This window comes from Silanimonas algicola (assembly GCF_054777375.1).
The window spans coordinates 417987-435730 of record NZ_BAAHAS010000002.1; the positions used below are offsets into that span (position 1 = coordinate 417987).

Annotated in this window: 18 protein-coding genes; 10 read left to right on the forward strand and 8 right to left on the reverse strand. The window is 70.5% G+C overall.

Annotation, left to right across the window (positions count from 1 at the left end):
* Window positions 1–59: 59 nt before the first annotated feature.
* On the forward strand, window positions 60–1223 hold the full coding sequence (locus ACYVAK_RS07095) for a carboxylate-amine ligase (RefSeq protein WP_461059364.1): 1164 nt from the start codon (window positions 60–62) through the stop codon (window positions 1221–1223).
* Here the strand turns inward: ACYVAK_RS07095 and mnhG are convergent.
* Genes mnhG through mbhE form a run of 7 tightly spaced genes read right to left on the reverse strand, consistent with a single transcriptional unit; the run spans window position 1220 to window position 6753 of the window.
* On the reverse strand, window positions 1220–1549 hold the full coding sequence (gene mnhG, locus ACYVAK_RS07100; RefSeq protein ID WP_461059366.1) for a monovalent cation/H(+) antiporter subunit G: 330 nt from the start codon (window positions 1547–1549) through the stop codon (window positions 1220–1222). The two genes, ACYVAK_RS07095 and mnhG, sit on opposite strands and share 4 nt — an antisense overlap.
* The gene (locus tag ACYVAK_RS07105) at window positions 1546–1821 is read right to left on the reverse strand and encodes a monovalent cation/H+ antiporter complex subunit F (protein ID WP_461059368.1); all 276 of its coding nucleotides are present in this window, start codon (window positions 1819–1821) and stop codon (window positions 1546–1548) included. The genes mnhG and ACYVAK_RS07105 overlap by 4 nt, the downstream gene beginning before the upstream one ends.
* Window positions 1814–2155: a Na+/H+ antiporter subunit E gene (locus tag ACYVAK_RS07110; protein ID WP_461059370.1), complete on the reverse strand. Its 342-nt coding sequence runs from the start codon at window positions 2153–2155 to the stop codon at window positions 1814–1816. The genes ACYVAK_RS07105 and ACYVAK_RS07110 overlap by 8 nt, the downstream gene beginning before the upstream one ends.
* Window positions 2152–3633: a proton-conducting transporter transmembrane domain-containing protein gene (locus tag ACYVAK_RS07115; RefSeq protein WP_461059372.1), complete on the reverse strand. Its 1482-nt coding sequence runs from the start codon at window positions 3631–3633 to the stop codon at window positions 2152–2154. Before ACYVAK_RS07115 ends, ACYVAK_RS07110 begins: the two co-directional genes overlap by 4 nt.
* Window positions 3630–4058 carry an NADH-quinone oxidoreductase subunit K gene (locus ACYVAK_RS07120; RefSeq protein WP_461059374.1) on the reverse strand — a complete coding sequence of 143 codons (429 nt, stop codon included), beginning with the start codon at window positions 4056–4058 and terminating at the stop codon, window positions 3630–3632. Before ACYVAK_RS07120 ends, ACYVAK_RS07115 begins: the two co-directional genes overlap by 4 nt.
* On the reverse strand, window positions 4055–4486 hold the full coding sequence (locus ACYVAK_RS07125) for an MnhB domain-containing protein (RefSeq protein ID WP_461059376.1): 432 nt from the start codon (window positions 4484–4486) through the stop codon (window positions 4055–4057). The genes ACYVAK_RS07120 and ACYVAK_RS07125 overlap by 4 nt, the downstream gene beginning before the upstream one ends.
* Complete coding sequence (mbhE, locus tag ACYVAK_RS07130; protein WP_461059377.1) at window positions 4483–6753, reverse strand: hydrogen gas-evolving membrane-bound hydrogenase subunit E; 2271 nt, start codon at window positions 6751–6753, stop codon at window positions 4483–4485. The genes ACYVAK_RS07125 and mbhE overlap by 4 nt, the downstream gene beginning before the upstream one ends.
* A 127-nt stretch (window positions 6754–6880) precedes the next feature.
* Between mbhE and ACYVAK_RS07135 the strand changes: the two genes are divergently transcribed.
* From ACYVAK_RS07135 to ACYVAK_RS07160, 6 genes are read left to right on the forward strand one after another with little or no spacing between them, the layout of a single operon-like run.
* Window positions 6881–9682: a monovalent cation/H+ antiporter subunit A gene (locus tag ACYVAK_RS07135; protein WP_461059378.1), complete on the forward strand. Its 2802-nt coding sequence runs from the start codon at window positions 6881–6883 to the stop codon at window positions 9680–9682.
* Entirely contained in the window at window positions 9679–10029 is a 351-nt protein-coding gene (locus tag ACYVAK_RS07140) for a Na+/H+ antiporter subunit C (RefSeq protein ID WP_461059379.1), read from the forward strand. Before ACYVAK_RS07135 ends, ACYVAK_RS07140 begins: the two co-directional genes overlap by 4 nt.
* Before the next feature lie 5 nt (window positions 10030–10034).
* A complete protein-coding gene (locus tag ACYVAK_RS07145) occupies window positions 10035–11576 on the forward strand; it encodes a monovalent cation/H+ antiporter subunit D (RefSeq protein ID WP_461059380.1) in 1542 nt (513 codons plus the stop codon).
* Window positions 11576–12058 (forward strand): Na+/H+ antiporter subunit E, encoded by a 483-nt coding sequence (locus ACYVAK_RS07150; protein ID WP_461059382.1) that lies wholly within the window; start codon window positions 11576–11578, stop codon window positions 12056–12058. Before ACYVAK_RS07145 ends, ACYVAK_RS07150 begins: the two co-directional genes overlap by 1 nt.
* Window positions 12055–12327 (forward strand): K+/H+ antiporter subunit F, encoded by a 273-nt coding sequence (locus ACYVAK_RS07155; protein ID WP_461059384.1) that lies wholly within the window; start codon window positions 12055–12057, stop codon window positions 12325–12327. Before ACYVAK_RS07150 ends, ACYVAK_RS07155 begins: the two co-directional genes overlap by 4 nt.
* Window positions 12324–12653: a Na+/H+ antiporter subunit G gene (locus ACYVAK_RS07160; RefSeq protein ID WP_461059386.1), complete on the forward strand. Its 330-nt coding sequence runs from the start codon at window positions 12324–12326 to the stop codon at window positions 12651–12653. The genes ACYVAK_RS07155 and ACYVAK_RS07160 overlap by 4 nt, the downstream gene beginning before the upstream one ends.
* On the opposite strand, the gene ACYVAK_RS07165 is transcribed toward ACYVAK_RS07160, so the two are convergent.
* On the reverse strand, window positions 12654–13892 hold the full coding sequence (locus ACYVAK_RS07165; RefSeq protein WP_461059388.1) for an alkaline phosphatase family protein: 1239 nt from the start codon (window positions 13890–13892) through the stop codon (window positions 12654–12656).
* Between the two features lie 193 nt (window positions 13893–14085).
* Here ACYVAK_RS07165 and ACYVAK_RS07170 point away from each other — a divergent pair, with 193 nt between their 5' ends.
* From ACYVAK_RS07170 to ACYVAK_RS07180, 3 genes are read left to right on the forward strand one after another with little or no spacing between them, the layout of a single operon-like run.
* Window positions 14086–15720 (forward strand): serine hydrolase, encoded by a 1635-nt coding sequence (locus ACYVAK_RS07170; RefSeq protein ID WP_461059390.1) that lies wholly within the window; start codon window positions 14086–14088, stop codon window positions 15718–15720.
* A complete protein-coding gene (locus tag ACYVAK_RS07175; RefSeq protein WP_461059392.1) occupies window positions 15717–16949 on the forward strand; it encodes a sensor histidine kinase in 1233 nt (410 codons plus the stop codon). Before ACYVAK_RS07170 ends, ACYVAK_RS07175 begins: the two co-directional genes overlap by 4 nt.
* A complete protein-coding gene (locus ACYVAK_RS07180) occupies window positions 16946–17710 on the forward strand; it encodes a LytR/AlgR family response regulator transcription factor (protein ID WP_461059394.1) in 765 nt (254 codons plus the stop codon). Before ACYVAK_RS07175 ends, ACYVAK_RS07180 begins: the two co-directional genes overlap by 4 nt.
* Window positions 17711–17744 lie beyond the last annotated feature (34 nt).

Below are 17744 nucleotides of genomic sequence, written 5' to 3' on the forward strand. Positions count from 1 at the left end.
TGTTAACGCGCCGGAGGCCGCGACTGACTACGGTGCCGGGCCCCGTCCCCGGTACCCGCATGAGCATCGATTTTCCCTACACCTTCGGCATCGAGGAGGAGTTCTTCCTGGTCAGTCCGCGAACCCGCGGCCTGATGGCACGGGTGCCCAAGGCTTACCTCAACGCCTGCCGAGCCCGGCTCGGCGAGGTCGTCGCCCCGGAGCTGCTGCAGTCGCAGATCGAGGTGGCGACGCGGGTGCTGTCGGACTTCGACGAGGCGGCCCGCACTCTCGATGCCTGCCGTTCCGGATTGGCCGACGTCGCTGAGGCCATGAACTACCGGCTCGTCGCTGCCGGCACCCATCCCAGTTCGCACTGGTCCGGCCTCGAGGCCACGGAAAAGCCGCGCTACGCGCGCCTGATGGCGGATTTCGGCATCGTCGGCCGACGCAACGTGCTGTGCGGCCTGCACGTGCACGTGGCCGTGCCGCCGGGCGTCGATCGCGTGGTCGTCATGAATGGCGTGATGCGCTGGCTGCCGGTGTTCCTCGCGCTGTCGACGTCGTCGCCCTTCTGGAACCGCCACGTCACCGGGCTGTTGAGTTACCGGCAGGCGGCCTACGACGAGTGGCCCCGCACCGGGATCCCCGAATTCTTCCGCGACCAGACCGACTACGACGCCTTCGTTTCGCGTCTGGTGCAGGCGGGAGCCCTGCGGGATGCCAGCTTCCTCTGGTGGGCCATCCGCCCGGCGTTGCGGTACCCGACCCTCGAGCTTCGCATCGCCGATGCCTGCACGCGTGCGGAGGACACGTTGATCATCGCGGCGCTCTATCGCTGCCTCGTGCGCGCCCTGGTGCGCGATCCGTCGCTCGCGGTGCCCTACGACGGGCATACCCGGCGCGTCATCGACGAGAACCGCTGGCGCGCGAAGCGCGACGGCATGGAGGCGCAATTCATCGACGAGCGCGACGGCCGCGTCCGGCCGCTGACCGAGTGGTTGGACGACCTGTTGGCGTTGACCGCGCCCGATCGCGCCGCGCTTGGCGCGGACCGTGTGTTGGGTCGGCTGCCCACGCTGCTGGCGCGCGGCAGTAGTGCGCATGCGCAGCTCCAGGCCTACCAGCAGGCCCGCGATGGCGGGGCGGGGCATGACGACGCGCTGCGTGCCGTGGTGGACTGGCTCGTGTCCCGCACCACCCAGAAGATCGGCAGCGACGAGCGGGTCGATACGCGCGGCTAGTCGATGCGGGGGGCGTCGTCCTTCCCCGGCGCGTCGGGATCCGTGGCTACCGCCGCCCGGGCGAGCAGGTGTGACGCGACCGGCAGGGTGGTCATCAACAGGCCCATGATGGCGAGAACACGCCACCACCAGGCCCAGCTCGGATTCCACAGGCCGACGGCCAGCAGGACGAAGCCTACGGCAAGCGTGCCGGCCTTCGTGGCCGCGTGTTGTCGCGACAGCGCATCGGGCAGGGTGAAGAGGCCGATCGCGGCGATCACGAGCATCGCCAGCCCGGCCAGCAGGCTGATACCGGCCAACGTCGGCAACACCTCGTCGATGCTCATGGCCGGCCTCCGGCGCGCTCCACGACTCGCGCCCAAACGACGGTCGCCACGAAGCCCACCAGGGCGAGGCCGATGGCGATATCGAGGAACAGGACGCGGCCCGTGGCCAAGGCCATCGCCGCCACCAGAGCGAGGCTGGCGGAGAAGACGATGTCGAGCGCGACCACGCGATCGGCGGCGGTCGGGCCACGCAGGATGCGCCAGATCGCCAGCACGACGGCCAGGACGGCGGCGGCGGCGATCCACGTCGCGGCGTTGGCGGCGTCAGGCATGGTCGTGCTCCGGGAACAGGCGCAGCAGGGGCGCTTCGAAGTGACGGCGGATGCCGGCCACCGCGGTTCGTGGGTCCGTGCCATCGAGCATGTGCAGCAGAAGTTCGCGGCGGATTGGATCGATATCCAGCGTGGTGGTGCCGGGCGTCAGGGTGATCAGGCTGCCGAGCACGGCGGCGCCACGCGGCGTCATGCGCCCATAAGCCATGCGGATATAGATGGGTTTCGGCCGCTGGTCGGGCCGGAGGATCTGCCACGCCGTGTCGACGCCCGAGACCAGCACTTGTCCGACGAAGCGAATGAGCAGCACCACGGCGATGGCGGGACGTGTCACGGCGGCGCTCCCATGGCGGCGGAGGCGGCTTTTGCAAGCCGGAACAGGGCGTCGGGCGCGAGGCCGATCGCCACGGTGATCGCCGCCAGTGTCGTGCAGGTGGCGACGGCAAGGAGGGGCAAGCGCGTTGCGCGGGTCGGAACGGTGCCGGCGGCGTCCGTCGGTCGCGGCTTCCAGAAGCCCTCGATCCAGATCTTCATCATCGAGTAAAGGGTCAGGAAACCAACCAGCAGCGCCGCCGCGGCCCACGCCACGTGGCCTCCGGCGAAGGCTTCGCGCACGACCAGCAGCTTCGCCCAGAACCCGGACAGGGGCGGGATGCCGACCAGCGACAGGGCCGGCACGAGGAACAGCAACCCGAGCCATGGGTGGGACTTCCACAGTCCGCCGGCGTTTCGCAGATCCCAAGCGCCGCCGGCATGCACCATCAGCGCCGCGACCAGGAACAGGTTGGCCTTCACGATGATGTGGTGGATCGTGTAGAAGGTCGCGGCCGCGTGGCCTTCGCCGGCGCCGAGCGCGATGGCCAGCAGGATGTAGCCGATCTGGCTGACGATGTGGAATGCGAGGATCCGGCGCATGTCCCAGTGGAACGCCGCGCCGAGCACGCCGACCACCATGGTGGCGACCGCCACCCAGCCCAGCGCCTCGTTCGCCGGGGGCGCGAGCCCGGGCATCACGTCACCCCAGACGCGAAGGATCGCGTAGACGCCCACCTTGGTGAGCAGTCCGGCGAACAGCGCGAGGATCGGCGTGGGGAGTACGTGGTAGCTCGCGGGCAGCCAGCCGAACAGCGGGAAGGCCCCGGCCTTCAACAGGAATCCGAGCGCCAATGCCGCCGCCAGCGCCAGTTGCTCGTGCGCGGGCAGGGCGCCGAGCGCGACTTCGAGCGCCTCGAAGTTGAGATGGCCGGTGCGGGCGTAAACCCAAGCGATCGCGGCCAGAAAGACGAGCGTGCCGAACGCGTTGACGATGAAGTACTTGAAGCCGGCTTCCTGGAGCAAGCGGCCGCGCTGGTGGATGAACAGGCCGACGGCCGCCACCAGCATCAGCTCGAACCACACGTACAGATTGAACAGGTCCCCTGTGAGGAACGCCCCGGCGACGCCGGCCAGCAACAGGTGCAGCAGCGGGTGAAGGCTGGCCGATTCCTCGGCGGCGTCGATGCCGCTGCACTGGAACGCGATGCAGCCCGCGCCCATCAGGGCCGCGACGACCGCCATCGACGCGCCCAGCGGATCCGCGACCAGGGCGATCGCGAAGGGGGCATCCCAGTCGCCGAAGCCGGTCGATTGCGTCCCCGCCGTCGCCACCACGGCCAGCAGTGCCGTGCTCGCGGCCAGGGAGGCCAGCGCACCGACGAGGCTGGTCGTGCGCACCCACGCATCCGGCAGCAGTCCGCAAAGCAGGCCGACAGCCAAGGGGAGCAACAGCGGTGCAGCCACCAGCGCGTCCATGGCAGCGAAACCGGCGCTCATCGCCGCGGCTCCGGGTCGTTGCCCGTTGCCGGAGCGGGAGCATCCGCGGGGAAGGGCAGCGGCTTGCCGTCCGGGCCCTCGCCCGGTTCGGTGCCGCGCAGCGCATCGACGCGGTCGGTGCCCTCGTCTTCGCGAAGCGCCACCGCCAGCACCAGTGCCAGGCAGGCAAGCGCGAAGCCGATCACGATGGCGGTTAGCACGAGCGCCTGAGGCAGCGGATTGGCGGCATCGGCGAGGGCGTCGAGGCCCTCTGGGACGATGGGCGGCTGGATCGGGCCAACCCGGCCACTGGTGAACAGGACGAGGTTGATCGCGGTGCCCAGCAAAGTGAGGCCGACCACGCTGCGCAGCAGGTCGCGCGACAGCAGGAGGTAGACGCCCGCAGCCGTCAGCGAGGCAACACCCATCAGCAGCAGCCAGCTCATGCGTCCGGCTCCTCGAGGCCGAGCGCCATGGCGCACAGCCCACCCAGCCCGCCCCATACGGCGAGGTAGACCCCGAGGTCGAAGACGAGCACCGTCGACACCTTCAGTCCCATCAGTTCTCCCCAGAGATGGGTCATGTACGGCGCGCCGAGGAACAGCGCCGGCAGCCCGGCGGCCAGGCCGACGAGGACGCCGAGGCAGGCGAGTCGGATCGGCCCCAGGGGCAGGAAGGCCAGGGCTGCTTCGGCGCCGCGGGTCACCGCCAGCAGCGACGTCGCCGCGACGGCGACCATTCCGCCGATGAAGCCGCCGCCCGGGGCATTGTGGCCGCGCAACAGCAGCCAGACCGAGGCGAGAAGCACAACCGGCACCAGCACGCGGGTGGCCTCGTCGAGAAGCACGGGCGCGCGGCGATCGACGGGGGTCATTCTGCGCCTCCTGGGCGGCGCCGGCGCTGGAACAGGCGGCGCAGGAGTGGCATCAGGGCCAGCGCGGCCGCAGCGACGACGGCGATTTCGCCCAACGTGTCCACGGCGCGGAAGTCGACGAGGATGACGTTCACCACGTTGAGGCCATGGGCCTCCGGCACGCTCACCCGGCCGAAGTACGACGCGAGCGCATCGTCCTGCGGTCCGGCGGTCGTGGCGGCGAGGAGCGCCGCGACGGCGAGGCCGGCCGTGATGGCGATCAACGCCCGGGTTGCCCGCCGGTCGCCGGCGCGGGAGGAGGTCACGCGGCCTCGGGTGAATCGGATGATCAGCACGGACGCCACGACGATGTAGGCCACCTCGACCGTGAACTGGGTGAAGGCCACGTCGGGGGCGCCTGCGAACAGGAACAGCGCAGCCGACGCAAGGCCGGCGAAGCCGGCGAGCAACAGCAAGAGCAGCGGGGACCGGGGCAGGAGCGTCAATGCCGACGTCATCACCAGCAGCATCGTCGCGACGGTCAGCCCGAGCCCTTCGGGCAGCAGCGGGAGGCCGGCGAGTGGCGCCGGGTCGATGAGCCACGCGGCCAGCGCCAGTCCCATGGCGGCGGTCGCTGCGGCAAAGACGAGCGTCGCATCAAGGCCTCCCGGCTGCACTCGCCGCGTGATCGCGGCGGCGAGGGCGGGAATCGCCGCCATCAGTCGGCCGTACCATGCCAGCATCGACGCCGGCTCAAGTGCACCCAGCGCCCGGTCCATGACGTCGTGCACGCGGTCCCAAAGCGCGTAGAGCAGCAGGCCACTTGCCAAGGTCAGCACCACCGTGCCGGCCATCGAGACGTCGAGGTCGGGCATCGACTCATCGATGGCCGCCGCCGCGCGCATCGCATCCGCCGCTGAATCGAGCAGCGGCGCGACGATGCCCGGGAAGAGCCCGAGCACGATGCCGAGGGCGGCAACGATCAGCGGCGGCCAGCGCATGGCCCAGGCCGCTTCATGGATTTCCGGCAGGGTCGTCGACGAACGCTGGTGCCAGAAGACGCGGAACGCCGCCACGCCCGCCACCGCGACGGCGATCATGCTGACGCCAACGCAGCTGTAGCTGACCCATGCCCAGACCTCGGAGTCGGCTTTGGCGGCCTTGATGAGCTCCTTGGCCGCGAAGCCCAGCGAGAATGGCATGCCCGCCATCGACGCCGCGGCCAGCGCCGCGGCCGCGGCCGTCCATGGCATGTGCGGCGCAAGGCCGCAGATGCGATCGATGTTGCGGGTGCCCGTGCAGTGGTCGACGTTGCCTGCCACGAAGAACAGCGGCGCCTTGTACAAGGCATGCGCCAGCAGGAAGGCCGCCACCGCACCGGGTGGGGCGGCCCCGGGGAGGCCGATCAGCATGACCAGGGTGCCGAGGGCCGACACGGTCGACCACGCGAGGATTCGCTTGAGGTCACGCTCGCGAAGCGCCAGCAGCATCGACCAGAACGCCGTCAGCGCGCCGAGGGCCACGAGCGGCTGGCTCCACCATGCCTTCTCCCCCAGCGCCGGGTCGAAGCGCGCCAGCAGATAGACGCCGAGCTTCACCATCGTTGCCGAGTGCAGGTAGGCCGACACCGGCGTCGGCGCGGCCATGGCGTTCGGCAGCCAGAAGTGGAAAGGCAACTGCGCCGACTTGGTCAAAGCGCCCAGCCCGATCAACAGCATCGCCACCGGCGTGGTGGGATGCCCGACCCAAGTCGCCCCGTGCGCCAGCAACGCGCTGATGGAATAGGTGCCGGCGATTTCTCCGAGCAGCAGGGCACCCGCCAGCAGGCACAAGCCGCCGCCCGCCGTCACGATCAAGGCCTGCTGGGCTGATTTCCGCGCCGACTCGTAGTCGTGCTTGAAACCGACCAAGAGGAACGAGGTGAGGCTCGTCGCCTCCCAGAACACCAGCATCAGGATCAGGTTGTCGGCGGTCACCGTGCCGACCATGGCCGCCATGAAGACCATCAGGGTGGCGAACAGCCTGCCGCGGTGGGGCATGCCGGCCATGTAGCCACCGGCGTAGACGAACACGAAGGTCCCGATGCCTCCGATCAGCGCCAGCATCAGCAAGGCGAGGCCGTCGATGTTGAATGCGGCCTCCACGCCGACCGCCGGCGCCCAGGCCCACGAGAAGGCGATGTCGCCCCGGTAGACGAAGGCCTGCCACAGCACGACCGCGAACAGCGTCAGCGGGGCCAACGCCGCCAGCGCCCACCGGCTGGTGGAAGGCGCGATCGTCTCGTGCATGGGAAGGGGAGCGGGCGTCATGCCGGGCGCGGGGGTGTCGATTCCAAAGGCCCAGGAGGTTAGCAAAGCCGCGGGTTGCGCCGGCGTCATCGTTCACCTCTCCTCCACCCGGGCATAATGCTGCCCCATGTCGAACGCTCCCTTGCTGCTCTTGCCCCTGCTGCTCGCAGCGCCTTTCGTTGCGGCCCTTCTGTTGGCGCTGATGCCGCGCGCTGGCCGGCGGATGTCGGCAGCGCTGGCCGGTGGCGGCGCACTGGTCGGATTCGGCGCGCTTCTCGCGCTGGCCCCGGCCGTCTTCGGTGGCGACGTCCCCCGGTTCAGCGCCCCGTGGCTGCCGGAAGTCGGACTCGCGTTCTCGCTTCGCCTCGACGGCTTCGCGTGGATGTTCGCGCTGTTGGTGCTCGGCATCGGTGCCCTGGTTGTCCTTTACGCGTACTGGTACCTCGCCGACGACGACCCGCCGCGGCGCTTCTTCGCCAGCCTCTCGCTGTTCATGGGTGCGATGCTGGGCGTCGTCGTCTCGGGCAACCTGCTGCTGATGGTGGTGTTCTGGGAGCTGACCTCGATAGCGTCCTTCCTGCTGATCGGTTTCTGGAACGGCGAGCGTGCCGCCCGCCGCGGTGCCCGCATGGCGCTCACGATCACCGCCGCGGGAGGCCTTGCCCTGCTGGCCGGCGTGCTGATGATCGGCCGAATCGTCGGCAGCTTCGAGCTCGACGTCGTCCTCGCGTCGGCCGCCAAGATCCAGGCCCACCCGCTGTACGTGCCGGCATTGCTCTGCGTGTTGTTGGGTGCTTTCACCAAGTCCGCGCAGTTTCCGTTCCATTTCTGGCTGCCCCACGCGATGGCGGCGCCCACGCCGGTGTCGGCCTACCTCCACTCGGCGACGATGGTGAAGTGCGGCGTGTTCCTGCTGGCGCGCCTGCACCCGGCGCTGGCAGGCAGCGACGAATGGTTCCTGATCGTCAGCAGCGTCGGATTGGCCACGCTGCTCATCGGTGCGTTCATCGCCATCTTCCAGCAGGACCTCAAGGGACTGCTGGCCTACTCGACCATCAGCCACCTCGGCCTGATCACCCTGCTGTTCGGCATGGGCACCGAGATGGCGCTGGTCGCGGGCGTGTTCCATATCCTGAACCACGCCACTTTCAAGGCCAGCCTGTTCATGGCCGCCGGCATCATCGACCACGAGACCGGCACGCGCGACTTCCGCCGCCTCAATGGCCTTGCGAAGTACATGCCCGTCACCGCCGCGCTCGCGATCGCGGCATCGCTGGCCATGGCTGGCGTGCCTTTGTTCAACGGGTTCCTGTCGAAGGAGATGTTCCTGGCGGAAACGTTGAACGTCCCGACCGTGGCGGGCTTGCACCTGCTCATCCCGGGGCTCGCGGTCCTTGCGGCGGCTTTTTCCGTGGCGTACTCGATCCGCTTCATCCACGACGTGTTCTTCGGCGGCGAGCCGAAGTGCGTCAATGGCACGCCGCACGAGCCGCCGCGCTTCATGCGCGTTCCGGTCGAAGTGCTGGTGCTGATCGTCTTGGCGGTCGGCCTGCTGCCGAACCTGACGATCGGTGAGCTGCTGGCGGTCGGCGCGCAGGGCGCGCTCAATGGCCCGCTGCCGGAATACACGCTGGCGATCTGGCACGGTTTCAACGTGCCGCTATTGATGAGCGTGATCGGGCTCGTGGGCGGCATCGCCCTATGGGCGTTCCTGCACCGGATCGGCGCCTTGCGCGCCGACCCCCGCGCCTCGTTCGGAAAGCGGGCGTTCGAGCTCGCCATCGGCCTGCTCGTGGCCACGGCGGGGCTCGTCACCCGAGCCCTGGAGAGCGGTCGGCTGCCGGCCTACCTCGGCTGGACGCTGGCGGCCACCATCGTCGCGGGGATGGTGGCGTTCTCCGGGGAGGGCACCCTGGGTGGGCGGGAAACGCAGCCCGCCGGCGCCGCGGCGTGGGCGCTGTGGGCCGTGGTCGTCGTCGCGACGCTCGCCGTGGCGGCAGGCTTCCGCCGGCGGCTGTTCGCCGTGCTCGTGGTCGGCGCCATCGGCCTCGCGGTGTCCTTGGCATTCGTCTTCCTCTCCGCCCCGGATCTCGCGCTGACGCAGCTGATGGTCGAATCGCTGTCGATCCTGCTGATCCTTCTCGCCCTGCGTTACCTGCCACAGGCTTCGCCCGAGGAGCGCGGCCCGGTCAGGAAGGGGATCCACGCGCTCCTCGCCGTCGCGGGCGGCGGGGTACTCGGTGCCTTGGCCTACGCGATGATGACCCAGCCCGTGGCCTCCGTCTCGGAGTACTTCCTGCGTACGAGCCAGAGCGAAGGCGGGGGGCTCAATGTCGTCAACGTCATCATTGTCGACTACCGGGCCATGGACACGCTCGGCGAGATCACCGTCGTGGGGATCGCGGCCTTGATCGTCGCGGCATTGCTGCAGAATGCGAGGCTGCAACCCCAGGTGACGCCGGCGGGTCCCTCGGGGACGCCATCGCTGATGCTCCAGCAGTCATCGCAATGGCTTCTGCCGCTGGGCATCGCGGTCTCGCTCGACGTGTTCCTCCGCGGGCACAACGCGCCCGGCGGTGGCTTCGTCGCGGCGCTGGCCCTGGTGGGTGCCGTATTCCTGCAGGCCATGGGCGGCGGGCGGGAGCTGGCCATTCGCCAGTTCCGCAATGACTGGACGGCCTGGATCGGCTGGGGACTCCTGATCGCCGCCGCCACGGGTCTCAGCGCATTCAGCTTCGGCCATCCGTTCCTGACGAGCAGCACGCCCTACGCGGTGCTGCCTGTGCCGTACATCGGCGAGTGGCTGGGCAAGGTGCCCCTCGCCAGCGCCATGGGTTTCGACATCGGTGTCTACATGTCCGTCTCGGGGTCGTTGCTGCTGATGCTTTTCCTGTTGATCCGCCTGTATCGCACCGAGGCCAGGGCATGAGCCTCGAGTTCCTTTTCGCTTCGGGCATCGGCGTGCTGGCGGCCGGTGGGTTCTGGTTGCTTCTCAGGCTGCGGACGTTCGATGTCATCCTCGGGCTGACGCTCCTGTCCTATGCCGTCAACCTGTTCCTGTTCGCCTCCGGGCGCCTGGCCACGAGCGGCACGCCGATCCTCAAGCCCGGCGTATCGCCGGTCCTGGACCATTACGCCGATCCGCTGCCGCAGGCGCTCGTCCTCACCGCCATCGTCATCAGCATGGCGATGACGGCGGTGATGCTGGTGATGGCGATGCAGGCGCGTGCCGCGAATGGCACCGACCATATCGACGGCCGGGAGCCGCGCGCATGAGCGGCATGGCCACACACCTCGCCGCGCTGCCGGTCATCGTTCCGCTGCTCGCCGGTGCGACGCTGGTCGTGCTGCATCGCGCCCCGCTGGCCTACCGGCGCACGCTGTCGCTGCTCTCCACCCTCGTCCTCGGCCTCGTGGTGCTGGGCCTCGGCCTGGCCGTCGAACACCAGGGGCTGGTCGTGTACCAGCTGGGCAACTGGCCGTCGTTCGCCGGCATCGTTCTCCTCGCGGACCGCCTCGCGGTGCTGATGCTCGGCCTGCTCGTGCCGCTGGCGCTCGCCAGCCAGTTGTTCGCCGGCGCCGGCGACGACGCGCGCGGCCCGCACTTCCATGCGCTGTTCCAGTTCCAGCTGATGGGCCTGTGCGGTGCCTTCCTCACCAACGACCTGTTCAACCTGTTCGTTTTCTTCGAGGTGCTGCTGGCGGCCAGCTACGGCCTGCTGCTGCACGGGCAGGGCGGCGAGCGGCTCCGCCAGGGCCTGCACTACGTGGTGTTGAACCTCGTCGCCTCGGCGCTGTTCCTGTTCGCCGTGGGCGTGCTCTACGCCGTGCTCGGCACCCTGAACATGGCGGATCTTTCGGCGCGCATCGTCGCGCTGCCCGAGGCCCAGCGCCCGCTGGTCGAAGCCGGCGGCTGGCTCCTGCTCATCGTGTTCGCGCTGAAGGCCGCGCTGCTGCCGCTGTATTTCTGGCTGCCCAGGACCTACGCCGCGGCATCGGCGCCGGCGGCCATCCTGTTCGCGATCATGACCAAGCTTGGCCTCTACGCCGTCATCCGCGTCTTCGGCCTGGTGTTCGGCGTTGACGCGGGCGCGCTGGCCGGCTTCGTCCAACCCGTGCTCTTCTGGGCCGGCGCCGGCACGGCCACGCTCGCCGCACTCGGCGCCATCGCGTCGCCCACGCTGCGCGGCCTGCTCGGCTACCTCGTCGTCGGTTCGGCCGGCGTGCTGTTCATGGCCATCGGGCAGGGAACCGACGTGGCGTTGGCGGCCGGCCTCTATTACCTCGTGCATTCAACGCTGGCCGCCGCGGCGCTCTTCCTCCTCGCCGACTGGGTGCGGCGCCATCGCGACGGGGGCGATGCCCTCGGCCGCGTGGCGGGCATGGCGCGGTCGGCGTGGCTCGGTGGCTTCTTCGCGATCCTGGCCATGGCTGCCGCCGGCCTGCCTCCCTTCGGCGGCTTCCTGGGCAAGAGCCTGCTCCTGGCCTATGCCGAGCCCACGGGTGCCATCGTGGTGCTGTGGGCGGTCGTGCTGGGCACCAGCCTGCTGAACCTGGTCGCACTCGCGCGCGCGGGCAGTCGGCTGTTCTGGCAGGTGCCCGCGGTGGCGACGCCGAGAAACCCGGCGCAAGCCGCGCCGGTGCTGGCGCTCGGCGAGCGCGTCGCGATGCTGATGCTGGTTTTCGCCGTCACCGCCACCGCGGTGATGGCGTCCGACCTCACGCGCTACGTCGCCGGCAGCGCCGCCCAGCTGTCCGACCCCACCATGTACCGGGAGGCGGTCCTCGGTCGTGACCCGCTGCCCACGACGGTGCCCCGCTGATGCGCGCCCTGATCCCTCACCCCGTCACCAGCCTCGTCATCGCGGCGCTCTGGCTGCTGCTCAATGGCTATTCGAACGGCCATCTCGTCCTCGCCGCGATCCTTGCGATCGGCCTGCCGCGTCTTCTGCCGGCGCCGGCAATCGCGCCGCCGCGCCTCGCCTCGCCAACGGTCGCGGCGAAGCTCGCGCTGGTGGTGCTCCATGACATCGTCAAGGCGAATGTCGAGATCGCGTTGCGCATCCTCGGGCCGGAGGCGCGCATCCATCCGGCCTACGTCTGGGTTCCGCTCGACATCGCGTCGCCGCAAGGCGTCGCCGTGTTCGCCTCGATCATCACCATGACGCCGGGCACCCTCAGCTGCGACGTCAGCGAGGATCGGCGCTGGCTGCTCGTCCACGCGTTCCATGCCGACGACCCCGCGGCGGTCGCCGCCGAGGTGAAATCGCGCTACGAAGCGCCCCTGAGGGAGATCTTCCGATGATCACCGCCGCCGTGCTGCCCTGGGTGGGTGGCGCCTTTGCCCTGGCCCTGCTGCTCACGTTCTACCGCCTGCTGCGCGGGCCCGCCCTCGTTGACCGCGTGCTCGCCCTCGACACCCTCTACGTCAACGCCCTTGCCCTGCTGATCGTGTTCGGGATCGCGCTCGGCGACCCGGTGTTCTTCGAGGCGGCGCTGCTGATCGCGATCTTCGGATTCGTCGGCACGGTGGCGGCATCGCGCTTCCTTTTGCGCGGGAGCGTCGTCGAATGAGCCCCATGCCGGTCTGGTTGGATGCGGCAGTCGCAGCGCTGCTGGTGGCTGGCGCGGCCTTCGCGCTGGTCGGCGCCTGGGGCTTGGCGAAGCTCCGCGACTTCATGAAGCGGCTGCACGGGCCGACGAAGGCCAGCACCCTCGGCATCGGTCTGTCGCTGATCGCCTCGATGGCATGGTTCGCGTGGCACGGCGGCTTCACCGGCCGCGAGTTCCTGGTCACGCTGTTCGTGTTCGTCACCGCGCCGGTGTCGGCGCACTTGCTGGTCAAGGCCGCGATGCGCAGCGATCCCGCGGCGACACCGCCCCCGCGCCCCGAGCGCTGATCAACGGCGAAGCGCCGCTTGCGTCGCGCCAGGCTCGCCGTCGCCCGTCATGGGCGGGAGGCCAAGCAGTGCGAGCAGGAAGGGATGGACGTCCGTCGCATCGATCGGCGGTAGCGCCACGCCGTCGGCGATGCGGGGGCCACGGGCGAGGAACACGGCGCGCATGCTCGGCAGTGCCGGGGCATAGCCGTGGGCCCCGGGGCTGATGGCGCCGGTGCGGGCCGCGTCCCCGGCGACCAGGTGGATTCCCTCGTCGGCCTGGCACACGATCGGCGGGACGCGAGGGTGCCTGCCATAGCGCCACGATGGCGGCAGGTCCCCCTTGCGCCAGCACTGGAAATCGTCGTGCCGGCCCAGCAGCGCTGCGGCGACGGCTTGGGAGCGCCCGGGCCGCGGGGCGATGCCGGCGACTTGGCCGGTGGTCACCACTTCGTCGTCGTGGAGCGGGACGCTGGCGTCGAGCCGCCGCGGGTGGGCCACGTCCACCGACGCCATGCCATGGTCGGACACGACGACCAGGTCCACCGCGTCGAAGAGGCCGCGGCGTCGCAGGCCCGCCTCGAGGCGGGCCAGCGCCCCGTCGATGTCGGCCAGGGCCGCAACCGCTTCCGGGCTGCCCGGACCCTTGGCGTGTCCGGCCTCGTCGAGGGCCGAGAAGTACAGCGTGATGAGGTGCGGGCGGCGGGCCGGAGGACGATCGAGCCAGCGCAGCACGCGTCGGACGCGTTCCTCGTGGGGCATGTCGCCGGCGTAGGGCAGCCAGTCGTCGGGCCGGACGCCACGGATCCGCGCCTCGCTCCCCGGCCAGAACATCGTCGCGCTCCGCAGGCCGTGCCGCCGCGCCGTCACCCAGATCGGCTCCGCCTCGTCCCACCAGCGTCCGTCGGCGACGGCGGCGCGCAGCGACAGGCGGAACGGGCCGAGGGCAGCATCCATCATCCGGTTGTGGACGAGGCCATGCCGGTCCGGGACGAGGCCCGTCACCAGCGTGTAATGGTTCGGGAACGTCAGGGTCGGATAGACCGGGGTCATCCACGCCGCGTGGGCGCCCTCGGCGCGCCAGCGCTGCAGGGTGGGCGGCGCTTGCCGGGCGAGGTCGTCGGGGTGCAGCCCATCGATGCTGATGAGGATGACCCGGGGCTCGGTGCGATCGCGGGCCGGGTTCGGCGCCGCGGCACCGGTGGGGGGCGACACCAGCAGCAGGAACAGGGCGAAGAGCAGGGACGGCGCGTGGCTCATGAGGACGTCGGCTGAAGAATCGCGCGCAGCGTGCCGCTTCGCCAGTCTCCATGGCATGGTGGCGCGGGCAATCCGCTCATCGCGCCGCATCGGGGCTCCGTCGGCGCCATCCGCCGTTTCGTCGCACGGACGCACGGTGCCGTGGCGGCTGCGTCAGCCTGTTCCGCACCATTCCCCGCTGCGGAGTCCTACGATGCGCACCACCATGACGCTTCTCGCCACCGGCATCACCCTGTCGCTCGCCGCGCTGCTCGCTTGGCCCGCCCATGCCGGGCGCGTCGACGAGGTGCTGGCCCAGCGCTTCGACGGCGACTGGACGGCCGCCTGCGTGGTCGCCGCGGCGATCGACGGCGAACGCGTCGAAACCGGGCGCTACTGCGTCGACCCGGAGCGCGCCGACGGGCTCGGCGGCGCCTTCGAAATCGGCTCGATCAGCAAGACCATGAGCGCGACCGTGGCCGCCGCGCTCGCGGCCGAAGGCACCCTGGATCTCGACGCACCGCTGTCGCGGTACGTGCCGGAGGGGACGCCGGTGCCCGAGCGCGAGGGTCGTGCGATCACGCTTCGCCAGCTCGCCACGCACACCGCTGGCGTGCCTCCGCTGCCGCCGGGCCTGCGGCCGGCGAATCCCGCCGACCCCTATGCCGACCTGACGACCGACGCGTTGTTCCGGGCCCTGGGCATCACCGAACTGGCCAGTGCGCCGGGAGAGGCCTGGGCGTACTCGAACTTCGGCGCCATGCTGCTTTCCGCGGTGGTCGCCGAGTCCAGCGGTGGGCATCTCGATGCCGCCCTGCAGCAACGGCTGTTCGCACCGCTCGGCATGGCCAGCACCGGCATCGCCGCGCTTCCGGACGGCGTGCGCGACGTGACGGGGCATCGACCCGGTGGCGTGGTCGTGCCGGCGTGGCGCTTCAGCCCGTCATTGGCGGGCGTGGGCGGCGTGCGCTCGACGCTGGACGACATGGTTCGCTACGCACAGGCCCAGCTCGGACGCGGCGATGCGGTCGCGGTCAAGGCGGTTGTCGCGACCCACGCCGAGCAGTCGACGGTCGGCCAGCCCATGGGTTTGGGATGGATGCGTGCCCCGCTGAACGGTCGCCCATTGCTCGTGCACGAAGGCGGCACCGGCGGCTTCTCGAGCTTCATCGCCATCGACACCGAGCGCGACCGCGCGGTGGTCGCCCTGGCGGATACCTCCCTGGCCAACCTCGGCGGCCTGGGTGACGCCGTCCTGCCCCTGCTTGATGCGTCCATCCCGGTGGGCAAACCCCGAGCCATCGTCGCGACGCCGGTCGAGGCCCTGGCCGCGCTGGTCGGCGAATACCGGTTGTCCAACGGGATGGCGATGACGCTCTCCGGGCGCGATGGGGTGCTTTGGGTGCAGGTCCCGGGTCAGCCGGCCTTCGCGATGCGCCAGGACAGCCGCGGTGACTTCTTCCCGGCCGCGTTCGACGCGCTGATGAGGCCGGACCCCTCCGGCCTCGCCTTCACCTGGGTGCAGGGCGGCGGGGCCTTGCGGGCGACGCGCGTCGCTGACGCGGGCGATGGCCCGGCGGCGATTGCGCCAAGCGCCGAAGCCTTGGGCGCCTACGTCGGGGACTACGCCCTGCAGCCGGGCTTCGCCCTGCGCGTATCTCTCGACGGCGCGACGCTGATGGCGCAGGCCACGGGGCAGGGGGCCTTTCCGCTCGTGCCCGCGGGTCCGGATCGTTTCGAAGCGGCGGCATTCGGCATCCGCATCGATTTCCAGCGCGCCGCGGATGGCGCGGTGGTGGCGCTCCGCTTGGCCCAAGGCGGCGGCGTGATGCGCGGCGAGCGCCAGTGAGTGCCGTCGACGTTCCCCTCGACAGGCCGTTGCCCGAGGATGTCGGCGGCAGCTGGCTGCGCGGCACGCTGCGCTACCGGCGCTGGCCGGTGTTCTCGGCGCGCTGGTTGACGGGACGCCTGGTGGTGTTCGGCATCGTGCTGACGGCGCTGGCCGGGCTGTCGGCGCTCGGTACCGCCGTGGCCGGGCCGGGTCTCGAGGCCGGGCTGGTCGCCGGCGGCTGGCTGGTCGGCAGCATGCTGGTGATGGCCTTCTCCGGGCCCGCGCTGGCCGGTCTGGTGCGCTACGCCCGCTGGCCGATCGAGCGTGAGCGCGTCGCGGTGGTGCTGGCGGTGCTCGTGGGCATGGGCATCGCCTTCGTCGTGGACCGTGTTGGATCGGCCCACATCGAGGCCCAGATCCGGCCGGCCATGGAAACCCGATCGCCGGCGCTCGCGGCCAGTGCACGGGAGGCGCAGGCGCGCGCCGTCGCGCCATGGGTTCAGGCCACCGCCATCGGCATTGGCATCGGCCTCTACTTCGCGCTCGGTGGCGGCCTCGCATTGGCCGGTTACTACCGCGAGTCGCGACAGTGGCGGGAGGCGCGTCAGCACCGCGCCATCGCGGAGATGGCGCGTGCCCGTCGCGAGGCGGAGCTGAGGCTGGCCGTTCTGCAGGCGCAGGTCGAGCCGCACTTCCTCTTCAACACCCTCGCCTCGGTCCGCGCCTTGGTGCGCAGCGATGTGGCGCGTGCCGAGGCCACGCTCGACGCACTGGCGGCGCACCTGCGAGCGACCATGCCGGCGTCCCCCGTCGGCGCCGCGCTCCCGGAAAGCACGCTGGAACAACAGCTCTCGGTCGCCGAAAGCTACCTCGAGGTGATGCGGTTGCGACTGGGGGGGCGCCTTGCGGTGCAGGTGGTCGCCGATGCCCTCGCGCGCGCGCAGCCGTTCCCACCACTGTTGCTCATCACCCTCGTCGAGAATGCGGTGAAGCACGGCATCGAGCCATCGCGCGGGCAGGGCAAGATCCGGATCGAGGCCCGGCGGGAGGAGGGGCTTCTGGTGGTCGAGGTGGCCGATGATGGCGTCGGATTGCGTCCGGGGCTCGGTGCCGGCGTGGGCCTCGCCAACGTGCGCGCCCAGCTCGAGGCGGCCCACGGCAGCACCGCCTCGCTCGAGGTGTCGTCCCGCGAGGCCGGTGGCTGCCTGGCGCGCCTGCGTCTGCCTTGGCGCGAGGGCCCGGCATGAGCGCAACGCCGGTCGAGGTCCTCGTGGCCGAGGACGAGGCCCCGCAGCGCGAAGCGTTGTGCGCGATGCTTGCGCGGCTTTGGCCCGCGGCGCGCGTTCGTGTCGCCGAGGACGGCCTCGACGCCCTCGAACAGGTCGAGGCGCATCCGGTCGATCTCGCCTTTCTCGATATCCGGATGCCCGGTGCGTCGGGTCTCGTGGTGGCGGAGCGGGTGATCGCGCGGGGAGGGGGCGTGGTGTTCACCACCGCCTACGATGCACACGCCGTTCAAGCCTTCGACCAGGGGGCGCTGGACTACCTGCTGAAGCCGTTGAGCGAGGCACGCGTCGAGCGTGCGATCGCGCGCTGGCGACCCGGCCGAGACGCCGGGAGGGACGTCGCCCCAGGCCTCGATCTCACCGCCCTGGCGGCACTGCTTCGCGGCGCGGAGCGGTCCCGGCTGCGCTGGATCAGCGCGAGTCTCGGCGATACGGTGCGTGTGTTCGGCATCGACGACGTCCAGGCGTTCCACGCGGAGGACAAGATGACCCGCGTGCTGACCCCGCATGGCGATGCGGTGATCCGTGCGACGTTGCGCGAGCTGATGCCGCAGCTCGATCCCGATGCGTTCTGGCAGGTTCATCGCAGCCTGATCGTGCGCGTTGCCGCGATCGACATCCTGCACCGGGACGAGCTCGGACGCGGCATGCTGCGGCTGAAGGGGCGCAGCGAGCGCTTCGTCGTCAGCAAGGCCGCGCTTCCGCGGTTCCGCGGCCTCTGATGACGCCTTTGGCCGGCGCCCCGTCGGGCGTCGC

Excerpts from the sequence above, each read along its gene's own strand:
- mnhG (WP_461059366.1), bottom strand. The coding sequence starts at position 1,549 with ATGAGCATCGACGAGGTGTTGCCGACGTTGGCCGGTATCAGCCTGCTG.
- ACYVAK_RS07165 (WP_461059388.1), bottom strand. The coding sequence starts at position 13,892 with ATGAGCCACGCGCCGTCCCTGCTCTTCGCCCTGTTCCTGCTGCTGGTG.
- ACYVAK_RS07180 (WP_461059394.1), top strand. The coding sequence starts at position 16,946 with ATGAGCGCAACGCCGGTCGAGGTCCTCGTGGCCGAGGACGAGGCCCCG.
- ACYVAK_RS07135 (WP_461059378.1), top strand. The coding sequence starts at position 6,881 with ATGTCGAACGCTCCCTTGCTGCTCTTGCCCCTGCTGCTCGCAGCGCCT.
- ACYVAK_RS07145 (WP_461059380.1), top strand. The coding sequence starts at position 10,035 with ATGGCCACACACCTCGCCGCGCTGCCGGTCATCGTTCCGCTGCTCGCC.
- ACYVAK_RS07160 (WP_461059386.1), top strand. The coding sequence starts at position 12,324 with ATGAGCCCCATGCCGGTCTGGTTGGATGCGGCAGTCGCAGCGCTGCTG.
- ACYVAK_RS07095 (WP_461059364.1), top strand. The coding sequence starts at position 60 with ATGAGCATCGATTTTCCCTACACCTTCGGCATCGAGGAGGAGTTCTTC.
- ACYVAK_RS07150 (WP_461059382.1), top strand. The coding sequence starts at position 11,576 with ATGCGCGCCCTGATCCCTCACCCCGTCACCAGCCTCGTCATCGCGGCG.
- ACYVAK_RS07105 (WP_461059368.1), bottom strand. The coding sequence starts at position 1,821 with ATGCCTGACGCCGCCAACGCCGCGACGTGGATCGCCGCCGCCGCCGTC.
- mbhE (WP_461059377.1), bottom strand. The coding sequence starts at position 6,753 with ATGCACGAGACGATCGCGCCTTCCACCAGCCGGTGGGCGCTGGCGGCG.
- ACYVAK_RS07120 (WP_461059374.1), bottom strand. The coding sequence starts at position 4,058 with ATGAGCTGGCTGCTGCTGATGGGTGTTGCCTCGCTGACGGCTGCGGGC.
- ACYVAK_RS07125 (WP_461059376.1), bottom strand. The coding sequence starts at position 4,486 with ATGACCCCCGTCGATCGCCGCGCGCCCGTGCTTCTCGACGAGGCCACC.
- ACYVAK_RS07140 (WP_461059379.1), top strand. The coding sequence starts at position 9,679 with ATGAGCCTCGAGTTCCTTTTCGCTTCGGGCATCGGCGTGCTGGCGGCC.
- ACYVAK_RS07170 (WP_461059390.1), top strand. The coding sequence starts at position 14,086 with ATGCGCACCACCATGACGCTTCTCGCCACCGGCATCACCCTGTCGCTC.
- ACYVAK_RS07115 (WP_461059372.1), bottom strand. The coding sequence starts at position 3,633 with ATGAGCGCCGGTTTCGCTGCCATGGACGCGCTGGTGGCTGCACCGCTG.
- ACYVAK_RS07155 (WP_461059384.1), top strand. The coding sequence starts at position 12,055 with ATGATCACCGCCGCCGTGCTGCCCTGGGTGGGTGGCGCCTTTGCCCTG.